General features: G+C 40.9%; 8 protein-coding genes. 3 read left to right on the forward strand and 5 right to left on the reverse strand.

What is annotated here, in order from left to right; translation table 11 throughout:
* Positions 1 to 706 precede the first annotated feature (706 nt).
* The 3 genes from V7K45_RS19120 to V7K45_RS19130 form a co-directional block, all read right to left on the reverse strand.
* Positions 707 to 1084, reverse strand: coding sequence for a VOC family protein (locus V7K45_RS19120; protein ID WP_335006124.1), 378 nt, complete (start codon positions 1082 to 1084; stop codon positions 707 to 709).
* Positions 1085 to 1408: 324 nt separating this feature from the next.
* Positions 1409 to 1681 (reverse strand): GlsB/YeaQ/YmgE family stress response membrane protein, encoded by a 273-nt coding sequence (locus V7K45_RS19125; RefSeq protein WP_335006126.1) that lies wholly within the window; start codon positions 1679 to 1681, stop codon positions 1409 to 1411.
* Positions 1682 to 2129: 448 nt separating this feature from the next.
* The gene (locus V7K45_RS19130; RefSeq protein ID WP_335006128.1) at positions 2130 to 3095 is read right to left on the reverse strand and encodes an aldo/keto reductase; all 966 of its coding nucleotides are present in this window, start codon (positions 3093 to 3095) and stop codon (positions 2130 to 2132) included.
* A gap of 83 nt (positions 3096 to 3178) precedes the next feature.
* Between V7K45_RS19130 and V7K45_RS19135 the strand changes: the two genes are divergently transcribed.
* The gene (locus V7K45_RS19135; RefSeq protein ID WP_335006130.1) at positions 3179 to 3361 is read left to right on the forward strand and encodes a hypothetical protein; all 183 of its coding nucleotides are present in this window, start codon (positions 3179 to 3181) and stop codon (positions 3359 to 3361) included.
* Between the two features lie 48 nt (positions 3362 to 3409).
* On the opposite strand, the gene V7K45_RS19140 is transcribed toward V7K45_RS19135, so the two are convergent.
* A complete protein-coding gene (locus tag V7K45_RS19140; protein WP_335006132.1) occupies positions 3410 to 3622 on the reverse strand; it encodes a hypothetical protein in 213 nt (70 codons plus the stop codon).
* A gap of 181 nt (positions 3623 to 3803) precedes the next feature.
* On the opposite strand from V7K45_RS19140, the gene V7K45_RS19145 reads away from it, so the two are divergent.
* Both V7K45_RS19145 and V7K45_RS19150 read left to right on the forward strand, forming a co-directional pair.
* Positions 3804 to 4277 carry a hypothetical protein gene (locus tag V7K45_RS19145; RefSeq protein WP_335006134.1) on the forward strand — a complete coding sequence of 158 codons (474 nt, stop codon included), beginning with the start codon at positions 3804 to 3806 and terminating at the stop codon, positions 4275 to 4277.
* Positions 4278 to 4454: 177 nt separating this feature from the next.
* Positions 4455 to 5522 carry a WD40 repeat domain-containing protein gene (locus V7K45_RS19150; protein WP_335006136.1) on the forward strand — a complete coding sequence of 356 codons (1068 nt, stop codon included), beginning with the start codon at positions 4455 to 4457 and terminating at the stop codon, positions 5520 to 5522.
* 201 nt (positions 5523 to 5723) lie between these two features.
* On the opposite strand, the gene fghA is transcribed toward V7K45_RS19150, so the two are convergent.
* Positions 5724 to 6602, reverse strand: a complete 879-nt coding sequence (gene fghA, locus V7K45_RS19155) for an S-formylglutathione hydrolase (protein WP_335006138.1) — start codon at positions 6600 to 6602, stop codon at positions 5724 to 5726.
* Positions 6603 to 6886: the final 284 nt, after the last annotated feature.

The following is a 6886-nucleotide window of genomic DNA, read 5'->3' on the forward strand; positions in this document are numbered from 1 at the left end:
TTTATCGTACAGACTAACTAATTTAAGATGATTGCATTTACGGGCTACAGCCTAGCCACACAAAGGCTTTAACTGTTTTCGGAGATGTCTAAAGATATATTTTGCTGATTTGATTAATCAAAATAAAAGTCGAAAAGTTTTCCGTGAATGCAGAATAATAAGGTTTATCAAAAATATTATTTATATATGGATGAAGTTCATCAATAATCCTCGTTTCTGGTTCATTTTTCAAGCTTGACCAATGAATTAGCTTCACATAATTACTGTCAGCAGTATTGATAAATTTGGTTCTTCAGTACAATTATTCTTCTTCCTCCTGCCTTCTGCCTCAAAACCAGTGACTTTGTACCTCATGCAAAAGAAAACTGCTGTAATAAGCATCTCACTCGAACAGGTATACTTGCTGGTGATGGGGTGCTGAGTAAGATAAATCTGGGCATGGAGAAAGTAGCGACACCAGACAGCCCGTCGTAGACATCGCTCTTGTGGAGACTAGTCCATCGCCCCCCAATCGATTCTCTCTCTTATTGCCGAAAGTTTTGCTGATGTGGACTATTGGAGTCATGAGTGGGGAGTTGGTGGGAAATCTTGGGTCAAGATTCGTTTTACAAGCTTTTTTAGGCTGATCCCCCACTAAGACAGTTAGGTTAAATTGCAAATGAAATCATATCCCTGCCTAATTCCCCGATTTAGGTGTAAATCCAGGTTAAGACTGCGGATTTTGCCTAAGCCCTAACAAATTTCCGTCAATATCCTTGAAGGTGGATAATTGCACTCCGTGACCGACATCGGTAATTGGCCCAACTGAGACTCCTTTTTCAGTCAGGCTTTGACGAGCAGTAACTATATCGTTGACAACAAAGGTATTAACCGTATTACCTGGTTCAACTGAGTCACTCAAGTTCAATCCGATTGCAAAGCGTGGAATATCAGGAAAACTAAACTGTCTCCAGCTAGGTGTGTCATATTTTTCTTCAGGAACTAACCCAAGCTTGGACTTGTACCACTCGGCACTAGCTTCAAGATTAGTAACGTCTAGTTTAGTGACAAAACTATATTCACCAAAAGTGTTTTTCAATGTCATATTTTACTGTGCTAATCCAGAACTTTTCTAATATAGCTATTATAAGCTTTTTAGCATAATATACTGCAAGCATAGCAATGAATAGTAGTTTATTTTTGCTCGTGTACTTTTACTCTAAAAGCCGCGCTGTTACATCTACAGTCTGAATTTTCACGGGATGCTCCCGTCAGGATCGCCTTTAAGGCAACTTGTAAATGTTGCCGCAAATAATATTAACGCCTACCTAAATATAGGTAAGCGCTATTGTTTTATTTCAATTCAGGGAGAAAATATAGTCAAATGAGTTCCCCGATGTTTACTATTAATTAATTCCAATTTAATTGATTACAAAGCACTGCGACTAGTTAACGCGTTCCATAAGAAGATTGCAACAATTGCACCAAGAACTGCGATCGCGATACCGGGAATGCTAAGAGTTGAAGCTGTTAGAGTCAAGGTTCCTGTATTGAAGAATACACCCAGACTGCCACCAACAAAAGCACCGATAATTCCTAATAAGATTGTTCCGAAGATTCCCCCGCCTTGATGACCGGGGTAGATAGCCTTTGCAATAGCACCAGCAATTAGACCTAAAACAATCCAAGCAAGAATATTCATTGTTTTAATTTTATAAAAGTTTTTCACTGACAAATACACAATAGCAATCCCAACATTGATATCCGATCTACCAGTAGAATCAATTCTTAATAGCCTTGAGGATGAATGCTGTTACTTCTGGTGATATACTCCCTAATTGAGATTAATAATAAATAAAAAAGCTCCTAGTAGTCTGCCAACCCAAAATTGTTAGGTGAGGGCTGGGGAAAGGGTAAAGGAGAAAGGGTAAGGGATTTAAAACCTTTCCCTCTTACCCCTTCCCCTTTAACATGAGTCCCTTTTCCCAAAAGAGTGCAAAAAGCACTTTTGCAAGAGGTCTTTAGAGGAAAGCGATCGCCCTCATACCCCAGCCCAAGCCAAGCATCAGAATGTGCCGCCCTTTTTCAAAGATGAAAGCTCTTTATATAGGGAGAATAACTGTTAACTGTTGACTGACAAGGTAGCGATACTAGCTGTTTGAGGAACTAGCTTGATTGAGAAGGTCAATAGCATCTTGGTCGAGATTTATATTGACAGCTTTGATGATATCGTTGAGTTGCTCAACCTTTGTTGCACTAACAATAGGTGCGGTAATGGTAGGATTAGCAATGAGCCACGCCAGAGAAACTTGGGTGGGAGTAGAATTATAAGTCTTTGCCACCCGATCAATTGCCTCTAGAATTCGTAAACCACGAGGATTTAAATATCTTTTTACAGAACTACCACGCAGACTAATAGACAAATCTTTTTCTGAGCGATATTTACCAGAGAGAAAGCCACTGCAAAGAGAGGAATAGCTAATTACACCAATTTCTTGTTCTTCGCAGATTTGTTGTAAACCCTGCTCATAACCATCTCGGTCATACAAGTTATAACGGGGCTGAAGGCTTTCGTAACGAGGATAGCCATGCTGACGGCTAATTTCTAATGCCTTTAATAGACGCTCTGCACTATAATTTGAAGCACCAATCGCACGTACTTTTCCCTGACGAATCAATTCTCCGTAGGTTTCAAGAGTTTCTTCAAGTGGAATAGTTTCATCGTCGATATGCGATTGATATAGATCGATATAATCAGTTTGTAACCTTTGCAATGAGTCTTCAACAGCTTGTTGAATGTGTTTACGAGAAAGCCCTTTGCCTTTAATACCCATATCGTTGCCAACCTTAGTTGCAATCACCACTTGGTCACGATTACCACGCTGCTTGAGCCATTTTCCTAAAATTGTCTCAGACTCTCCGCCAAGATTTCCTGCAACCCACTTGGAATACACATCAGCTGTATCAATAAAATTACCTCCAACCGCGATAAAGCGATCTAAAATCTCAAATGAACTATTTTCATCAATTGTCCAGCCAAACACGTTGCCACCAAAAGATAGTGGTGATACTTCTAATCCTGAACGTCCAAGTTTACGTCTTTGTGTAACAACCATAAGTTTTCTGTCAAGACAGTTTTAGAATTACTTGTGCTAACTATAAAGGTTTCCTCTAAGAAACTTTTATACGGTGGAGGGCGATGCCCAAGGCGGGCTACGCCTACGCTAGATATAGTTTAAACCGGGGCGCACCTGTGCAATTAGTACGGCAGACTTTGAGGCATACCAGTTTCACATCACCAGCTGCTATGCCCGCGCCAAGCAAACGCCTCGGTAGTTCTGGGAAAAAGGGCGAGGCGGGAAAAGAGGGCGATCGCGAGTAGCGTCTCGTATAGAGAAAAACCTGGAGAGCGATCGCTCTCCAGGTAGGGTCATCTCACAAAATCGCATTGCTCCCAAGGTAAAGCTTGGACGGTATCCGCGACTTTGAGCAGATGCCTCGGTAGGCTACAAATAGGGTTGCTGGTAATGGAGTGCTGAGAAGGCAAATCTGGAGATGGAGAAAGTAGCGACACCGGACAGCCCGTCGTAGACATCGCTCTTAAAGCAAAACGTAGCCAATCGATTTTCTCTCTTACTGCCAAAAGTTCTGCTGATGTGGGGCGTTGGTAGGAAATCTGGCGCGAAGATTCGGTTTGGGAGCTTTTATGTTAGAAAAGCTACTGCTGAGGGAAAACTTAAAACAAGACCCTGTGTTGAATAAACTAAAAGGATTCATATTACAAATTATCGAGGTTTTATTCTTAGTCAGCAACCTCAATCAACATGAAAGTATTACCCGACGATAGCTTTACGATTTTGACACCTGATGAACTGCCTATAGTTCTGCAACGACTGAATGCACAAGTTGAACCGACAAAAGCATTTAGATTCTCTAAGAAACACCTCCCTTATCAAGGAACCATTTCGGAATCAGGGTTTCAAATCAGTCGCATAATTCATTACCGGAACTCGTTTTTACCAGTGATTCAAGGACGCTTTGAAGTAGAATCTCACCAAACCTTGATTCATGTACAAATGAGGATACATCCTTTTGTGATGGCATTTTTAGGATTGTGGTTTTTATCCTGGTATGGTGCAGTCATTCCGATAACATTGACAGGTGCTATGCCTAATTATATGGCTGCGCTATTTGTAGGTATGCCGATGTTGATGCTAATTATTTTTTGGGTAGCTTTTTGGTCAGAAGCAAATCGCAGCCGCAGTGAATTAGCTCAAATTATTCAAGGACAAGTATAAGTAACCTGTTTGGAAATCAAATTATGATATTTTCTTCATTTAAATAATTTTTAATAGTGTTATTAGCATCATCTAACTTTCATATTTTCATAATTTAATTATTTGATTTGCTCTATTTATAAGCGATCGCGTCCCATCCAATGGGAACCATGTTATGTAATTGCATTCCTGGGTACCATGAAATTGTTGAATTTTCTCAAATCCAAACCAGTCATTATAGTTTTAGCAATTGCAGTAAACATCACTGTCATTGATGTACATTCTTCTAGGTCAAATTTTCCCATAGGCAAGAGTACAGTTACTCAGTTTCAACCACAGATTCAACTTGTTCACACACTGACTGGGCATAAAAAAGTGACTTTTGGCGTTCGAGCAGTTGCGATTAGCTCAGATGGGCAAACCCTGATTAGTGGAGGTAGAGATGATACAATTAAATTCTGGAATTTACGTACTGGAAAATTGCTACGTAGTTTAGAAGCTGACTCAGATGGTGTCACTTCGATTGCGATTAGTCCAGATGGCAAGCGGATTGTAACTGGTGGGATAAGCACCCCAACAGTTAAGGTTTGGGATTTAGGCACTTTCCTTATGCTAAAGGGCGACAGTGGGCATACCCAACCGATAGAAACCGTTGCGATTAGTTCAGATGGTAAATTGATTGCTAGTGGCAGTGACGATCGTACAATCAAGCTTTGGGATTTACACACGCTTAAGCTGCTTGATACTATTGCTGCACACTCAGGATTTGTGAGTAAAGTTGCATTTAGCCCTGATATGCAAACCCTTGTAAGTGCTGGGGGTGGCGATGATAATACAATTAGGCTGATTGATTTACAAACCAAAAAAACACGCCATATTCTCAAAGGACACAAAACCGGAGTTGATGCTATTGCCATTACTCCAGATAGCAAAAAGCTTGTTACTGGTAGTTTTGGTCAGCTGGTTTCTCGAAATCGTGCAATTAGTACGCTAAAGTTATGGAATCTTCAAACTGGAAAACTGCTGCATGAGTTTACTGATAATTTTAGTTCAGTTGAATCTCTTGCTATCAGTCCCGATGGAAAAATTCTGATTTGCGGCAATTATGATGGCACTATTAAACTGTGGAGCTTAGAGCAAGGGAAACTTTTGCACACATGGAGGGATGGTTTCAGTTCGGTTTTAGGGCTTGCTCTTAGTCCAGATGGTAAAACCCTTGCTAGTAGCAATGAGGATAGCATTATACATATTTGGCAAATTAAATAACTGCATTGTTTCACTACAATATAAAACTTAAGAAAAGTGTCAAATCTGAATTTCTGTTTTCTGGTCTAGTAGTTCGCTTTCGTGACTTGGCGGGGTAAAGGGTAAGGGGGAAGATGGGGTCCCCTCTGGGGATAAGGGGCGGGGGGAAAGGTTTCAAATCCCTTACCCCTTACCCCTTTCCCTTTCCCCTTTCCCCAGTCCTCACTTAGCATTTTTAGGTTGGCAGACTACTAGTTTTTTAAAAGCGCTCGCATGGTGGCGGATATGATCTTCAATAAAACTGGCGATGAAATAATAACTGTGATCGTAGCCTTCTTGGTAACGCAAGTTTAGCGGCTGGTTAACATCTGTACAAACTTGCTTAAACACCTCTGGCAGTAATTGTTTAGCTAAAAATTTATCACAAGTCCCTTGATCGATAAGAATTGAACTGTGATAACCTACTTGCTTGACTAATTCACTAGCATCATAAGCACGCCAATTTTCTTGATTGCTGCCAAGATAACCACTAAAAGCCTTTTGACCCCAAGGACAACGCATAGGTGCAGTAATCGGTGCAAAAGCTGATACTGATTTGTAGAGTTCTGGGTTTCTCATTGCACAGACAAGTGCCCCATGTCCCCCCATCGAATGACCGAAAATGCCTTGTTTATCAGGTTGGGTAGGGAAATTTGCAGTAATTAAAGCAGGTAATTCCTGGACGATATAACTATACATTTGGTAGTTTTGACGCCACGGTTCTTCTGTAGCATCAACATAAAAACCTGCACCAGTGCCAAAGTCCCAGTCATCATCCTCACCTGCAATGCCAGTATTACGCGGACTGGTATCTGGTGCAACCAATATCAAACCGTACTCAGCGGCAAAGCGCTGCACTCCTCCCGCCTTCGCCATAAAATTCTCTTCTGTGCAAGTTAATCCAGAGAGAAAATAGAGAATCGGTACAGGATTTTGAGTTGCTTGTGGTGGTTGATAGATGGTAAAGCGCATTTGGGCGTTACAGGTGGAGGAGTGATGACTGTAGAAACCGAGTTTGCCACCAAAGCTTTTATATTCTGAAATGAGGTTGAGGTTAGCCATTAGTTATATTCTGCTTTTCTGAGCAGCTGTGGAGAATGGTTATTTTAGCGTAGTAGTTCGCTTTCGTGACGGAAGCGGGGTAAAGGTTTTAAATCCCTTACCCTTTCCCCTTTCCCCAACATCTTGGCAAAAGTTACAAATGCCAAGATGTCTTTTGAACTAGGCAATTCCGATGCCGCCTGTTACACCATACCCCTCTTCTGTCACTTTCCGGGTATTCTGAATAAAAGAATAAAAAAATAAAACCCTGAAAGGTAAGTAGGTCAATGGATGTAGAATTACAA

The sequence above is a fragment of the Nostoc sp. genome, from assembly GCF_036917375.1.
Classification (GTDB): domain Bacteria; phylum Cyanobacteriota; class Cyanobacteriia; order Cyanobacteriales; family Nostocaceae; genus Nostoc.